At 30.0% G+C, this 14,350-nt stretch carries 14 protein-coding genes; 10 read left to right on the top strand and 4 right to left on the bottom strand.

Going from position 1 to position 14,350, the window contains the following annotated elements; all coding sequences use genetic code 11:
- Nucleotides 1-26: 26 nt before the first annotated feature.
- The 10 genes from OCV55_RS01545 (at nucleotide 27) to OCV55_RS01590 (ending at nucleotide 9,789) form a co-directional block, all read left to right on the top strand.
- Nucleotides 27-1,778 (top strand): ABC-F family ATP-binding cassette domain-containing protein, encoded by a 1,752-nt coding sequence (locus OCV55_RS01545; RefSeq protein WP_147579604.1) that lies wholly within the window; start codon nucleotides 27-29, stop codon nucleotides 1,776-1,778.
- A 57-nt stretch (nucleotides 1,779-1,835) separates the two neighbouring features.
- Nucleotides 1,836-2,729 carry a DUF7916 family protein gene (locus OCV55_RS01550; protein ID WP_147579605.1) on the top strand — a complete coding sequence of 298 codons (894 nt, stop codon included), beginning with the start codon at nucleotides 1,836-1,838 and terminating at the stop codon, nucleotides 2,727-2,729.
- A gap of 106 nt (nucleotides 2,730-2,835) precedes the next feature.
- Nucleotides 2,836-3,015, top strand: coding sequence for a hypothetical protein (locus OCV55_RS01555; protein ID WP_147579606.1), 180 nt, complete (start codon nucleotides 2,836-2,838; stop codon nucleotides 3,013-3,015).
- 55 nt (nucleotides 3,016-3,070) lie between these two features.
- Nucleotides 3,071-3,931 carry a diacylglycerol/lipid kinase family protein gene (locus tag OCV55_RS01560; RefSeq protein WP_052010897.1) on the top strand — a complete coding sequence of 287 codons (861 nt, stop codon included), beginning with the start codon at nucleotides 3,071-3,073 and terminating at the stop codon, nucleotides 3,929-3,931.
- A gap of 10 nt (nucleotides 3,932-3,941) precedes the next feature.
- Nucleotides 3,942-5,315, top strand: a complete 1,374-nt coding sequence (locus OCV55_RS01565; RefSeq protein WP_147579607.1) for a UDP-N-acetylmuramoyl-L-alanyl-D-glutamate--2,6-diaminopimelate ligase — start codon at nucleotides 3,942-3,944, stop codon at nucleotides 5,313-5,315.
- A complete protein-coding gene (locus OCV55_RS01570) occupies nucleotides 5,308-6,108 on the top strand; it encodes an HAD family hydrolase (protein WP_147579608.1) in 801 nt (266 codons plus the stop codon). The genes OCV55_RS01565 and OCV55_RS01570 overlap by 8 nt, the downstream gene beginning before the upstream one ends.
- Nucleotides 6,105-6,389, top strand: a complete 285-nt coding sequence (locus OCV55_RS01575; RefSeq protein ID WP_032090393.1) for a hypothetical protein — start codon at nucleotides 6,105-6,107, stop codon at nucleotides 6,387-6,389. Before OCV55_RS01570 ends, OCV55_RS01575 begins: the two co-directional genes overlap by 4 nt.
- Nucleotides 6,390-6,454: 65 nt before the next feature.
- Nucleotides 6,455-7,792, top strand: a complete 1,338-nt coding sequence (locus OCV55_RS01580; RefSeq protein WP_267309760.1) for an MATE family efflux transporter — start codon at nucleotides 6,455-6,457, stop codon at nucleotides 7,790-7,792.
- Between the two features lie 10 nt (nucleotides 7,793-7,802).
- Nucleotides 7,803-9,215 carry a beta-Ala-His dipeptidase gene (gene pepD, locus OCV55_RS01585; protein ID WP_032090391.1) on the top strand — a complete coding sequence of 471 codons (1,413 nt, stop codon included), beginning with the start codon at nucleotides 7,803-7,805 and terminating at the stop codon, nucleotides 9,213-9,215.
- A 1-nt stretch (nucleotide 9,216) separates the two neighbouring features.
- A complete protein-coding gene (locus OCV55_RS01590) occupies nucleotides 9,217-9,789 on the top strand; it encodes a 3'-5' exonuclease (protein ID WP_147579610.1) in 573 nt (190 codons plus the stop codon).
- Nucleotides 9,790-9,797: 8 nt separating this feature from the next.
- Here OCV55_RS01590 and OCV55_RS01595 read toward each other — a convergent pair whose 3' ends face one another.
- The 4 genes from OCV55_RS01595 to OCV55_RS01610 form a co-directional block, all read right to left on the bottom strand.
- Nucleotides 9,798-12,146: a homocysteine S-methyltransferase family protein gene (locus OCV55_RS01595; protein WP_147579611.1), complete on the bottom strand. Its 2,349-nt coding sequence runs from the start codon at nucleotides 12,144-12,146 to the stop codon at nucleotides 9,798-9,800.
- Nucleotides 12,128-12,775 carry a vitamin B12 dependent methionine synthase gene (locus OCV55_RS01600; RefSeq protein ID WP_119363580.1) on the bottom strand — a complete coding sequence of 216 codons (648 nt, stop codon included), beginning with the start codon at nucleotides 12,773-12,775 and terminating at the stop codon, nucleotides 12,128-12,130. The genes OCV55_RS01595 and OCV55_RS01600 overlap by 19 nt, the downstream gene beginning before the upstream one ends.
- Nucleotides 12,756-13,643 (bottom strand): methylenetetrahydrofolate reductase [NAD(P)H], encoded by an 888-nt coding sequence (gene metF / locus OCV55_RS01605; RefSeq protein WP_147579612.1) that lies wholly within the window; start codon nucleotides 13,641-13,643, stop codon nucleotides 12,756-12,758. Before metF ends, OCV55_RS01600 begins: the two co-directional genes overlap by 20 nt.
- Before the next feature lie 86 nt (nucleotides 13,644-13,729).
- Nucleotides 13,730-14,269: a DUF1836 domain-containing protein gene (locus tag OCV55_RS01610; RefSeq protein WP_032090386.1), complete on the bottom strand. Its 540-nt coding sequence runs from the start codon at nucleotides 14,267-14,269 to the stop codon at nucleotides 13,730-13,732.
- Nucleotides 14,270-14,350: the final 81 nt, after the last annotated feature.

The raw sequence follows: 14,350 nt of genomic DNA on the forward strand, positions 1-14,350 counted from the left end.
GTGGTATGATAGCGTGGGTGATGAAAATGTTAGTGTCAATGACAGATTTAACAAAATATAATGGAGAAAAGTGTATTTTAGATCATATAGAATTACATATAGAAGATAAAGATAAAGTAGGAATCTTAGGAGTTAATGGGACAGGGAAATCCACATTATTAAAAATAATTGCGGGAATAGAAGAATATCAAGGTAAAATAAGTTATCAAAAAGATATCCGTATTAATTATTTACCACAAACGCCACTTTATAATGAAAATGATAGCATTATGGAAACTGTTTATAAACAATTAGATTCTAAAGAAATTCATGATTATGAAATTAAAGCACAGTTAGGTAAGTTTGGTATTATAGATGAAACACAAAAGATTAAAGAACTTTCAGGAGGTCAACTTAAGAGAGTTGCTTTAGCAATTGCTTTAATTAAACCTTGTGATTTACTTATTTTAGATGAACCAACAAACCATTTAGATAATGGGATGATTGAATATTTAGAAAAATTCTTAATTAAATGGTCTAAAGGCTTATTAATGGTGACACATGATCGTTATTTTTTAGAAAGAGTTGTTAATCGTATTATTGAAATAGATCATGGTCAAATTTATAAATATGAAGCGAATTATTCAAAATATCTTGAACTTAAACAAGTTCGTTTAGAAACACAACTTTCTAGTCAAAGAAAAAGAAAACTTTTTTTAAAAAAAGAATTAGAATGGGTACGTGCTGGTGTACAAGCACGTACAACTAAAAGTAAAGATCGTCTTCAAAGGTTTGAAGAATTATCAAAAGTTAAAGATGTAGAAGTCAATGGAAAAGTAGAAATGATTCATACGTTCTCTCGTCTTGGTAAAAAAACAATTGAACTTCATGAAATTTCTAAAAGTTTTGAACAAAAGAAACTCTTTGATGAATTTTCATATATGTTTAAACAACATGATCGTATTGGGATATTAGGAGATAATGGCACAGGGAAATCAACTTTATTAAATATTATTACAGGAAATTTAAAGAGTGATACGGGTTATGTAGAAATTGGCGAGACTGTTCGTTTTGGTTATTTTAAACAAGGATATGATGATCTTCCAATGAATAAGAAGGTCATTGATTATATTCAAGAAATCTCCAATGACTTTAAAGTAGATGGTCAAGGATTATCTGCTAAAGATATGTTAGAAAGATTTTTATTTGATGCTAGGTTACAACATACACCAATTTCTCGACTTTCTGGTGGTGAAAGAAGAAGACTTTATTTGTTGCGTGTATTAATGATGATGCCTAATGTTCTTGTCTTAGATGAACCGACAAATGATTTAGATATTGATACTCTTAATATTTTAGAAGATTATTTAGATGATTTTGAAGGTATTATTATGACTGTTAGTCATGATCGATATTTCTTGGATCGTATTTGTGATGGTTTATTTATCTTACAAAATCAACATTTAAGATATGTTAATGGGGGTTATAGTCAAAATCTTGATACTACAACTAAAGAAGAAAAAGAAAAGAGTCAAGGGGCTTTAGCTTATAAACAAAGTAAACAAAAGAAAATCAAAATGACTTATATGGAAAAGAAAGAATTTGAAGAAATTGAAGATGTCATTATGGATTTAGAAACAAATTTAAGTCAAATTGAAGAAAAGATGAATGGTGTTACTAATTTTAAAGAAATTGATGAACTTTCAAAACAAAGAGATGACTTGCAAAAACAAATTGATGAGAAAAATGAAAGATATCTTTATTTATTAGAATTACAAGAACAAATAGATAATCAATAATTGACTCTTGTATATACATATAGGATAATAGAGACATGAAAAGGAAGGTTTTAAGAAATGAAAAGATTATTAAGTTGTACAAGTAGTGAAATGTTGAAAATGGATGGACAAGAATTAAAACAAGCTATTCTTGCTAGTGAAGGAAGAACTGTGATGACAGAAACAGTTGTTGCGATTGAACCTTTATTAGGAGATCTTACAAATGCTGAACTTGCTGTTTCATTTGGAAGTGACATGGTTTTATTAAATTGTTTTGATTGTAATAACCCAGAAATCAAAGGGTTACCAGAATGTGATAATCCTGTAGAAAAATTAAAAGAAATCGTTGGTCGTCCAATTGGATGTAATCTAGAACCAGTTGATTTAGAAGCTGAATTAATGGAAGAAAGACGTGTGATTTCTACAGGTAGACAAGCAAGAAAAGAAACTTATATTAAAGCTCAAGAATTAGGTTTCAACTTTATTTGTTTAACAGGAAATCCAGGAGTTGGAGTTTCAAATCATTCAATTTGCGAAGCAATCAAAGAAGCTAAAAAATATTTTAAAGGATTAATTATTGCAGGGAAAATGCATGCTGCAGGAATTGATGAACCAATCGTTGATATGGAAAGTATTAAAGAGTTCATTGAAGCAGGGGCAGATGTTATTTTAATGCCAGCAGTTAATACAGTTCCAGGTTTATCTGAACAAGAAGTGACAGAAGCTTGTCGTTATATTAAAGCTCATGGGGCTTTATCATTAAGTGCGATTGGTACAAGCCAAGAAGGTGCAGATGAAGGAACAATTCGTGAAATTGCTTTATTAAATAAAAGATGTGGAATTGATATTCAACATATTGGAGATGCAGGATTCTGTGGTATTGCCTTACCTGAAAATATTATGGCATTATCAATTGCGATTCGTGGTAAAAGACATACTTATCATAAAATTGCTTCATCAATTAATAGATAGAATGTCATTTATGTTTGAAAGATGTCATTTAAGTTATAAATAATGAAAGAACGATTGATTTATGATACATTAATCATAGATCAATCGTTTTTATATGGAGGTTATTATGAAAAAAGGAATTATTATTACTGTTATTTTATTTTTATTAGCCATGATTTTTTTATCAGGAAGTATCGGTGTTTTTTTTGAACCGGTTGAAGTTTTTAATAAAGCTATTGTTGTAGCTATTTTAATTATTGCTTTTATTATTTGTTGTCTTTATAGAAAGAATAAGAAAAGAAGATAAGATGGAGAGTGTTAATTGCACTCTCTTTTATGTTATAATGGATAAGGTGATAAACATGAAACATATCTTTATATTAAAACCAGATACTTCTAAAAGTTTGATTAATTGTATAGTAACAATGATGCAAGGAAAACGTTATGAATTACGCTATACCAAAGATTTAGATGATGCAAGAAAGATAGCCTTATCTTATCAAGATGAAAAGGAAGTTTGTCGTTTATATGCGATAGGTGGCGATGGTTTTGTTCATAAGGTGGTCAATGGCATGGTAGGATCTTTTCATGAACTCGTTGTCATTCCGCAAGGAACAGGTAATGATTTTGCTAGAAGCATCTACAAAAATTTAGATGCGATAAAGATTTTTAAAGAGTCATTAAATAAGCAAGCCAAAGCAATTGATGTGATTCAATGCAAAGAAGATTTATATTGTATCAATGTCTTTTGTTGTGGTTTAGATGCTGATGTTGGAAATCTAGTGAATACAAATCGTAAGACAACCTTATTTCCAAGAATTATGCAATATAGTTTAACGATTTTAAATAAGATTTTTCATTTAAAATTTTATCCAACCGATATTTATACATATAATAAAGATATTTATCAAGGTAATGTTTTGATTTGTACCTTTTGTAATGGTCATTATTTTGGGGGTGGCTATCAAGCTGGTTATTATTCATCTTTAGAAGATGGTATGATTGATATATCGGTGGTACCAGAAATATCTAAAAAAGAATTACCATATTATTTAAAAGGACTGATCACCAATACATTACATAAAACAAAAAAATTTCAACATTTTAAAGAAGATGATGTTTGGGTCAAAACCAATCAATATGTTAATATTGATGGTGAAAAATATGAACCAGGAACATATCACTTAAAATGTTTACATAAAAAAATTCAATTAGTTTATTAAGGAGATTACTATGGAAATAGATTTAAAAACAGATTCACGTAAAGTAAAACCAGGAGATACTTTTATTGCGATTAGAAATGTTAATCGTGATGGTCATGATTACATTCCTCAAGCTATTAAAAATGGAGCAACGAAAGTCATTGTAGAAGAAGGAAACTATGATGTTGAAACTGTTGTTGTTGAAGATACAAGAGCATATTTAAAAGATTATTTGTATGAACATTATTATCCTTATTTCAAAGATATGAAATTAATAGGGGTTACAGGTACAAATGGTAAAACAACGATTGGTTATATGATGTATCAAATGATGACGATGCTTGATATTCCTTGTGCTTATATGGGAACAATTGGTTTTTATTATTGTGGGAACTTTATTAAAATGGTTAATACCACACCTGATGTAGATGTACTTTATGATTATTTTATTAAAGCAAAAGATGCGGGGTGTAAAGTATTAGTGATGGAAGTTTCTTCTCATGCGCTTGCGAAAGATCGAATTCATGGCTTAGAGTTTGATGAAGTGGCTTTTACAAACTTAACACAAGACCATTTAGATTTTCATAAAACATTAGAAAACTATGCGAATGCTAAACAACTCTTATTTAAAAAGACAAGAGGAAATAAAATTGCAGTCATAAATGGAGATGATCCACATGCTTCTCACTTTGAACTGGAAGGAAATCATAACCTTCTTATTTCAGATACAAAAGGGGATGTGTTAATTCAAAATATTGAATTTTCTCATTTAGGGACAACTTTTACTTTTAAATATCAAGAAAAAGAGTATCAAACACATATTCAAATGGTAGGAAGATACAATGTTTATAACTATCTTACAGCGATGCTTTTAATTCATGAATTAGGATATGAAATTGATGCTATTTTAGCCTTAAATACAAAACTCAAAGCACCTAAAGGAAGAATGGAGTTAATCGTTTATGGTACAAATGGTATCTTTGTAGATTATGCCCATACCCCTGATGCCACTTTAAATGTTTTAGAAAGTGCTCAAGAATTTAAAAAAGGAAGAATTATTACGATTATTGGTTGTGGGGGAGATCGTGATACGACAAAACGACCAATCATGGGGGAAATTGCCTGTAAACATAGTGATCATGTCATTATTACAGATGATAATCCACGAACAGAAGACCCTCAAAAAATCATTAATGATATTTTAGTAGGTGTTAGTGGTGATTATGAAGTCATCAATGACCGTCATCTAGCGATTGCTAAAGGAATGAGTTTATTAAAAGAAAACGATATCTTAATGATTTTAGGAAAAGGTCATGAAGATTATCAAATTATTGGAACAGAAAAGATTCATTTTTCTGATCAAGAAGAAGTAGAAAAATATATAAGGGAGCATATACATGACTAAAATTGCATTTTTTGATGTGGATGGAACGATGATCAATGTTCCTCATCAATTATTAAAACCAACAGATAAAACAATTCATGCTTTAAAAGAATTTCAAAAACAAGGAAACTATATTGTTGTAGCGAGTGCAAGAGGGGTTAAACCAGAATGTTTAGACGAAATTCCTTTTGATGGCTTTATTGGTTGTGATGGAGGCTATATTGAATTTCATCAAGAAGTTTTATTAAATAACGTTTTTAGTGTGAAAGATTTAAACTTACAAAATAGCATTTATGAAGCAACCAATGGTCAATATATTATCAGTGAAAGAGCGACAAGTTATTTCAGTGATGTAGATGGAAAACTCATCAAAAAACATTTAAGACTTTATAATGGGACAGATAAATTACCTGAAGAGTATAATGATGATTGGCGTTTTCAAAATATTAAAGCCAATACAGTAACAGCGCTTTTCTATAATGCAAAAGACTTACATGAAGCCTTAGATATGTTACCAAAAGAATGGTCCATCAATGCTTATGATACAGGACATATTCGTATGGATGTACATCCTCAAGGTTACACAAAAGGAACAGCGTGTGAGTATTTATATCAAAAATTAAATATTCCAAAAGAAAATACTTATGCTTTTGGTGATGGTGAAAATGATATTGAAATGTTTCATCTTGTAGGAACTTCTGTTGCGATGGGTAATGCGGATGATGAAGTTAAAAAACATGCTTCTACAGTGACTTTAACAGTGGATGAAGATGGTATTGCAGATTTCTTTGAAAAGGAATTTAATATTAAATGAGAATTAGAAAAATAAATTTTCAAGAAATAAATTTTGAGTATTGTCCTTATCCTCAGTCAATGTATGATTCCATAAAGAGAATAGGTTTATCTTTTCCTATTAAAGTTAATATTATTGATGGTCAATATTATTGTAAAGACGGGAACAAACGTCTTTCAATTATTCAAGATTTATTAAAAAATGAAGAAGGCTATGAAAGAAGAAGGGCAGTTCCTTATATTATTTATAATGATGGAAGTTCTAGATCTAATGATTGTTGGCGAGATCGCAACATGCATTAGATTTTTTTCATTTTTTGAAAGCATAAAACGAGAATAAATAAGAGGTATATAATAGATGCGAGGAAGTGATTATTTTGTTATTTAGTAATAGAGATTTAAAAAAATTGATAATACCTTTAATTATTGAACAGGTATTAGCATTGACAATTGGGATTTTTGATACGATGATGGTTTCCCAATGTGGACAAAGTGCGGTTTCAGGAGTGAGTATTGTCGATGGGTTAAATGTGTTGATTATCAATATCTTTTCGGCACTAGCTACAGGAGGAGCTGTTGTTTGTTCGCAATATATTGGTAAAAAAGATGAAAAGATGGCTTGCCATAGTGCCAAACAGCTCTTATTTACCATTTTAGGTTTATCGCTTGTTATTATGGTTTTATGTATGATTTTCAATGGGAATTTATTGAATTTGATTTTTGGACATATTGAAAGTGATGTGATGGCTTATGCAAGAACTTATTTTTTCTTTTCAGCCTTATCTTATCCTTTTATTGGTTTATTTAATGGTGGGGCTGCTTTATTTAGATCAATGGGAAATAGTAAAGTGGCTATGACAAATTCATTTTATATGAATATTGGAAATATCGTTTTAAACTACTTCTTTATTTTTATTTTAAATATGTCAGTCAAAGGAGCAGCAATTGCTACTTTACTTTCAAGAATGTTCTGTTCATTTATTATTTTATATATGTTATTAAATAAAGAACATATTGTACATATTGATACGTATTTAAAATATAAGTTTGATTTTTCAACTGTCAAAAGAATCTTAAAAATTGGTATTCCAAATGGTTTAGAAAATGGAATGTTTCAAATGGGGAAAATCCTTGTTCAACGACTTGTTTCAACTTTTGGAACAGCTGCCATTGCAGCACATGCTGTTGCCTTTAGTTTAACGTCTATTGCCGTTGTTCCAGGAATGGCTTTAGGACTTGCTATTTTAACAGTTGTAGGCCAATGTATTGGGGCTAATGATTATCAGCAAGCTAAATATTATACGAAAAAACTGATGATTATTGCTTATATTTCTACGATTATATCGGCTGGTATTTTACTTGTTGGGGTTAGATATATTTTAAGATTTTATGCTTTACCACAAGATACTGCTAATTTAGCGGTTTCCATGGTCTCTCTTCACTGCGTTTTTGATTTCTTTGTTTGGCCAATGGCATTTTCTTTTCCAAATGCCTTACGTGCAGCCAATGATGCAACTTTTACAATGATCGTTTCTACATTTTCAATGTGGACTTTCCGTTTTGCTTTAAGCTATGTTTTTGCTTTGTATTTACACATGGGTGTCATTGGTGTTTGGTGGGCTATGATTGTTGACTGGATTTTTAGGTCAATTTGTTTTATGATTAGATATAGATCCAATAAATGGATGAATAGAACATTAGTATAGGGGAATATATATGGAAAAAGTAGAATATTATTTTAGAGAAATTTCAAAGATTCCAAGAGGATCTTACAATGAAAAAGCAATTTGTGATTATGTGGAAAACTTTGCAAAAGAAAGAAATATAAAATATGTAAGGGACAAAATGCATAATATCGTGCTTTTTAAAGAAGCAACAAAAGGCTATGAAGATCATGAAACAGTCATGTTAGAAGGACATATGGATATGGTCTGTGAAAAAAATAATGATAGTGATCATGATTTTTCAAAAGATTCTATTGAACTTATTGAAGAAGATGGTTTTTTACATGCCAATAAAACAACATTAGGAGCGGATGATGGTGTTGGTGTTTGTTATATGCTTGCTTTACTAGATGATGAAAGCTTAAAACATCCAGCTTTAGAATGTGTTTTTACCGTTCAAGAAGAAGTAGGACTTAATGGAGCAATGGGTCTTGATAAAAGTATTTTAAAAGCGAAAAAGATGATTGGACTTGATAGAGGGAAAGAAAAAATTATTACTGTAAGCTGTTCTGGAGGAAGAAGAGCTGTTGTTGAAAAAGGACTTTCTTATCTAAAAAACGAATCACCTTGTTATCAACTTTATGTGGGTGGCTTACAAGGTGGACATTCAGGAGGCGTTATTCATTTAGAAAGAGGAAACGCTAATGTGATTATGACACGTGTCTATTATCATCTTTCTTTAAATAATATTGAATTTTTATTAGGAAGTTTTAAAGGTGGTTTAAAAGATAATGCGATTCCTAGAGAATGTGTCAGTGTCTTTGCTTCAAATGATGATTTTAAAAAAATCAAAGAAGTTGTTTTAAAAGTAGAAAATGATTTAAAAGAAGAATTAAAAGAAAGTGATAAACATATATTTGTTCGTTTAGAAAAAGTAGATTCTTTAAATGAAGTGATTTCAGTTAAAGAAAGCCAAGATATTATTTCAATGATGTATTTAATGCCTAATGGTTTTATGCATAAATCTTTAAAAATGGATCTTACCAATATTTCTTTAAATATGGGTGTAGTGGAAATGAATGAAAAATTCAATATTTATTTTTCAATTCGTTCACCAATGGAATCAGCTAAAGATGAATTATCAAACAAATTGAGTTTAATTGCTTCAATGTTTAAGGCAAAATATGTTTTAGATAATAACTATCCAGGATGGAATTACGATGAAGGTTCAAAACTTAGAAAACAATATGTTGATTTTGTTAAAGAAACAGAAGGAATCACTTTAAAAGAAGAAGGAACACATAGTGGTCTTGAAACAGGTATTTTCAAAGGGGCACTTCAAGATTTAGATATTATTACTTTAGGTCCAGATATGTTTGATATTCATACTCCTGATGAAAGATTAAATATGAATTCATTTTATAAATGTTATCAAAGATTAATTCATTTTTTAGAGAGATTATAAGATGTTAGAACTTATTAAAGTAAAATATGATCAAGATATCAAAAAACAATTAGAAAAAAGATTTATTGCTTTTGACGTAGAAACAACAGGTTTGAATCCAAAAGAGGAAAGAATTATTGAATTAGGAGCTGTTCTTTTTGAAAATGGACAAGCTGTTCAAAAATTTAATACACTTGTTAATGCAGAAGTAGAAGTTTCTGAGTTTATTTCTAATTTAACACATATTACTAATGAAATGTTAGAAAACCAACCAAGAGAAGAAAAAGCGTATAAAATGTTTCAAGAGTTTATGAAAGAAGCGCTTCAAGGAGAAGTTCTTGTTTGTGCTCATAATGCTCAATTTGATATGTCGTTTTTAAAGAAAACATTTGATCGGCTTCAATTAACAGGAAAGATCTGTTATGTAGATACCTTACAATTATCAAGAAAATATATTCATGGACCTTATAATTATAAACAAGGAACGATTGCTCATTATTTACATATAAAAAATGAAAATGCGCATCGTGCTTATGATGATGCTTATGTTTGTGGACAAATTTTAAATCATATAGTAAAAGGAAGTTTTCAATAAACTTCCTTTTAATGTACAATTTCATTAAGTAAATTGACGGCAGCCATGGCATCTTTTGTATAGTGATCCGCATGAATATCTTGTGCGATATCTTCTGTTAATACGGCACCACCAACAAAGATTGGACACATGTTTTCTTCTTGCTTTAATAAAGTAATCGTTTCTTCCATTGAAACAACCGTTGTTGTCATTAAAGCTGAAAGACCAATAGCTTTAGGATGATGCTTATGATAGGCTTCTAAAACGACCTCTGCAGGCACATCTTTTCCTAAATCAATGACTTGATAACCGTAACTTTCTAAAACAACTTTTACAATATTTTTCCCAATATCATGGATATCTCCATGGACAGTCGCAATTAAAACAGGACCTTTAGAAGATTTCGTTGTTTTAAATGTTTGTTTGATCACATCAAATGCAATTTTGCTTGCTTCTGCTGATTGGATCAATTGAGGTAAAAAGATTTTACCTGTTTCATAGTCTTTTCCAATTTGGTCAAGAGCAGGAATTAAAATGTCATTGACGATTGTTAGTCCATCTTGACTTTCTAAGGCTGTTTCTGTTGCTTTTTTGACTTCATCTTTTAAACCGTGTAAGACAACATCGTTTAAAGAAAAGGATGTTGTTTGTTTTGGTAAAACGACTTGGTTTTGTGCTTGTTTTTGAATGTAGTTTGTAGCGTCTCGGTCATAATTATAAAGTACATTGAAGGCGTCGATTGTATTCATTAATTCTTGATCTAATGGATTGATAATTGGTAAATCAAGTCCTGCCGACATGGCCATTGCTAAGAATGTTTTATTAAGTAAAGGACGATTTGGTAAACCAAAAGAAACGTTACTTACTCCTAAAACAGTATGGACACCCAATGTTTTAACCATAGAAACAGCTTTGACTGTTTCCATAACTTCTTTTTGTTGGGCAGAAGCGGTTAAAACAAGACAGTCAATAATAATGTCTTTTTTATCAATGCCATATTCTTTTGCTTTATTAATGATTTTTTTAGCGATTTCAAATCTTTGCTCAGCTTTTGGAGGAATGCCATTTTCATCTAAGGCTAAACCAATGACAACACCACCATATTTTTTTACAACAGGGAAGACGGCTTCCATAGTTTCATCTTTACCGTTGACAGAGTTAATAAGTGGTTTTCCATTATAATAACGACAAGCTTCTTCAATTGCTTGGAAATTAGAACTATCAATTTGTAAAGGAAGTTGAATAACTTCTTGTAATAATTTAATAACATGCTTCATCACTTTTGGTTCATCAATACCAGGTAAACCGACATTGACATCTAAAACATGAGCTCCTGCTTGTTCTTGTTTGATGGCTTCTACAACAAGTTCATCATAACGTTCTTCTTTTAAAGCAGCTTTTAATTTTTTCTTTCCTGTTGGATTTAATCTTTCTCCACAAACAACAACATGTTTTCCAAATTCAACAGTTGTTGTTCCTGAAGAGACACGTGTCAACAAAGAAACTTCTCTTGGAGTCACTGTTGTTGGGCAGTTTTCTTTTAATTTTTGAATAAATTCAGGGGTTGTTCCACAACATCCACCAACGATAGCGATTCCTTTTTTGACAAGAGGAACGATTGCCTCAATAAATTCATCTGCTTTCATTGGATAAACGGTTTGTCCATCTTCTAAAAGAGGAAGACCTGCATTTGGTTGAATCATAACAGGAAAAGAGGTACTTTCTAAAATGCTTTCAATAATTGGAGCCATTTCATTTGGTCCTAAAGAACAGTTGATCCCTAAAGCGTCCACTTTTAATCCTTCTAAGACATTGACCATTGTAAGAGGATCACATCCTGATAAACTACGACCATTTGTTTCAAAGGTCATCGTCGCAAAAACAGGAAGATCACTACATTCTTTAACGGCTAAAATACTTGCTTTTAATTCATAAATATCTGTCATTGTTTCAAATAAAACAACATCAATATCCTCTTTTACAAGTTCTACCATTTGTTTAACGCTTTGATAAACTTCATCAAAAGTTAAAGTTCCCATCGGTTCCATAAGTTTACCAATAGGTCCAATATCTAAAGCAATATAAGCATCAGGTTTGATTTTTTTAGCTTCTTTTGCATTTTGAATAGCCGCTAAAATCACTTCTTGATAACTATATTTATGTTGTTCTAATTTAAGGGGATTTGCGCCAAATGTATTGGTTGTAATAAAATCAGCTCCTGCTTTTAAATAACGATGATGGATATCAATAATCATTTCAGGATGTTCAATATTATAATATTCTGGAATTTCTCCAGCCTTCATTCCTAGTTCTTGAAGTTGTGAACCAAAACCACCATCAAAAATAAGAAGATCTTTATTTAATCTTTCGCGTAACATGTTTGACCTCTCTTTCTAAAATTACAATCTTTTATATGTAAACAATTCTGACATGTTTTTTCTTTTCTATTATCACCTAAACCAATCAAACCAATCATTGATTTTTGAGGTAATAAAATATTACTTTCTTGAACCGTCAAACCAATTTTTTTAGAACTTTCGATAATGAATGCAAGCTCTTTATTGAGTTCAATAGGGACACGACCATAACCTGGACAAAAACGAAACGTTCTTTTACCAATCAGTTGTTCATTTTCATATTCATTACATTGCACTTCTAAAAAACTACTTGCAACGGCATCAAAAATCGTCGCTTTGGTCATGTCAATATGACTATAATAATGAGATCTTTTTTCAACTTGCAGGCCTAAAGTACAGCCAATAATAACAACATCATGACAATTTTGAAATAAATTATTCAAGTCTGGATAATCGAGATTTAAAGAAATTTCATCAATTCTTAAAGGATGAAAAGAAAGAGGAAATTTACGATAAGTTGCTCTAAAAGAACTCATTTTTTCAATTTCCTCTATGCATTCATCAATCAAAACATTCATTTTTTCATCAAGTATTTGATGATGATATCCTAAATACTTTAAAGCATTTTCTTTAATCTTTGAAAAATTCATCACGAATATATTCTGTTCTTTTTAAAATTTCTTTTGCAATCTCTGGTTTATTCATTGTATAAATATGTATTCCATCTACACCATGAGTCATTAAATCGATGATTTGATAAGTTGCATAGTGTAAACCAACTTCCCTTCCCGCTTTAGGATTTCCAGCAAAACGATCGATCATAGCTGCTAAATCAAACGGAACAGAACAATTTGACATTTTTGCGATATTTTTTAACTGTTTTGGATTATGAGCAGGCATAATTCCTGCAAGAATAGGGACATGAATTCCAATTTTTCTTGCTTCTCTGACTAGACGATAATAATATTGATTGTCATAAAAAATTTGAGTAACAAGATATTTAGCTCCAGCATCGACTTTTTTCTTTAGGTTTAAAAGATCTTCTTCAAAGTTTATAGCTTCATAATGTGTTTCTGGATAACATCCACCAGATAAACAAAAATCATTAGGAAAGTTTTCTTCAATGAATTCATTTAATTCACTGGCATATTTAAAATCACCATGATTAATACCATCACCATCTTTAGGATAGTCACCACGTAAAGAAAGGACATTTTCAATATCATTTTCTTTAAGTTCTTCTAGAATTTCTTTGATTTCATCCTTTGTATTATTCATACATGTTAAATGAGCTACAGATTCAATACCATATTTATTTTTAATGGTTGAGGCAATCTTACATGTATTTTTAGATGTAGAACCATTAGCTCCATAAGTGACAGAAATGAAATCAGGATTCATTTTTGCTAGTTCATCAATGGTTGCATAAATAGATGTGATATCATTTTCATTATTTTTTGGTGGGAATATTTCAAAAGACAATGTTGGTCTTTTCTTTAATAATTCATTAATTTTCATATAGTACCTCGCTTTTTTTATACATTATATAGAAAAATAAATAGATAGTAAACGAAGAAAAAATAAAAGTTGGCTATTGTTTTAAACTATATCTCTTTCGTTTCAATAAGCATTTCCGCAATATTTGTTAGCGAATGACTTAATGAAGATAAAATAGCCACCAATAAAAATAAATCTTGATAGTTTTCAATTTTTAATTGATAATCATCCATTATTTTTTGAATCATTTTTTGAAGTTGGAAATTTAAAGAGTGTTTAATATCTATAAAATGATCATAAAGATTTGATAAATCATCGTTATTTTCATAAATAGGTGTCAATAGATCTTTAATTTCCTGAATGGAAAGATTATTTTTTAATTGATAGATGATCAACATTTGAATGATTTGTTCCTTAGTGTATTTTTTTCCTTTTACAGGCGTAATGACTTTTGCTTTGGAATAATTATTGATCATGGTTTTAGTAAGTAATTTATCATCTTCATTTTTTTTATGATTTGCTAGATGAGTTTCAAAAAGAGTCATAATTTGATCCATATAGAGATCTAAATCAGGAATATCTTTAGATGTAATAGAACTTTTTTGACTTTCTTTTTCAACAAGAGTTTCTAGTGTTTCTTTATTCATAATTTCACCTCATATTTATTTTATAGATTATCATATTTTTTTGCAATATAAACTATTTGAAATGGTTTTAAATACTACATA

This window comes from [Clostridium] ammoniilyticum (assembly GCF_025566905.1).
GTDB lineage: Bacteria > Bacillota_I > Bacilli_A > Erysipelotrichales > Coprobacillaceae > Faecalibacillus > Faecalibacillus intestinalis.

Excerpts from the sequence above, each read along its gene's own strand:
- OCV55_RS01545 (WP_147579604.1), top strand. The coding sequence starts at position 27 with ATGTTAGTGTCAATGACAGATTTAACAAAATATAATGGAGAAAAGTGT.
- OCV55_RS01550 (WP_147579605.1), top strand. The coding sequence starts at position 1,836 with ATGAAAAGATTATTAAGTTGTACAAGTAGTGAAATGTTGAAAATGGAT.
- OCV55_RS01555 (WP_147579606.1), top strand. The coding sequence starts at position 2,836 with ATGAAAAAAGGAATTATTATTACTGTTATTTTATTTTTATTAGCCATG.
- OCV55_RS01560 (WP_052010897.1), top strand. The coding sequence starts at position 3,071 with ATGAAACATATCTTTATATTAAAACCAGATACTTCTAAAAGTTTGATT.
- OCV55_RS01565 (WP_147579607.1), top strand. The coding sequence starts at position 3,942 with ATGGAAATAGATTTAAAAACAGATTCACGTAAAGTAAAACCAGGAGAT.
- OCV55_RS01570 (WP_147579608.1), top strand. The coding sequence starts at position 5,308 with ATGACTAAAATTGCATTTTTTGATGTGGATGGAACGATGATCAATGTT.
- OCV55_RS01575 (WP_032090393.1), top strand. The coding sequence starts at position 6,105 with ATGAGAATTAGAAAAATAAATTTTCAAGAAATAAATTTTGAGTATTGT.
- pepD (WP_032090391.1), top strand. The coding sequence starts at position 7,803 with ATGGAAAAAGTAGAATATTATTTTAGAGAAATTTCAAAGATTCCAAGA.
- OCV55_RS01590 (WP_147579610.1), top strand. The coding sequence starts at position 9,217 with ATGTTAGAACTTATTAAAGTAAAATATGATCAAGATATCAAAAAACAA.
- OCV55_RS01595 (WP_147579611.1), bottom strand. The coding sequence starts at position 12,146 with ATGTTACGCGAAAGATTAAATAAAGATCTTCTTATTTTTGATGGTGGT.
- OCV55_RS01600 (WP_119363580.1), bottom strand. The coding sequence starts at position 12,775 with ATGAATTTTTCAAAGATTAAAGAAAATGCTTTAAAGTATTTAGGATAT.
- metF (WP_147579612.1), bottom strand. The coding sequence starts at position 13,643 with ATGAAAATTAATGAATTATTAAAGAAAAGACCAACATTGTCTTTTGAA.
- OCV55_RS01610 (WP_032090386.1), bottom strand. The coding sequence starts at position 14,269 with ATGAATAAAGAAACACTAGAAACTCTTGTTGAAAAAGAAAGTCAAAAA.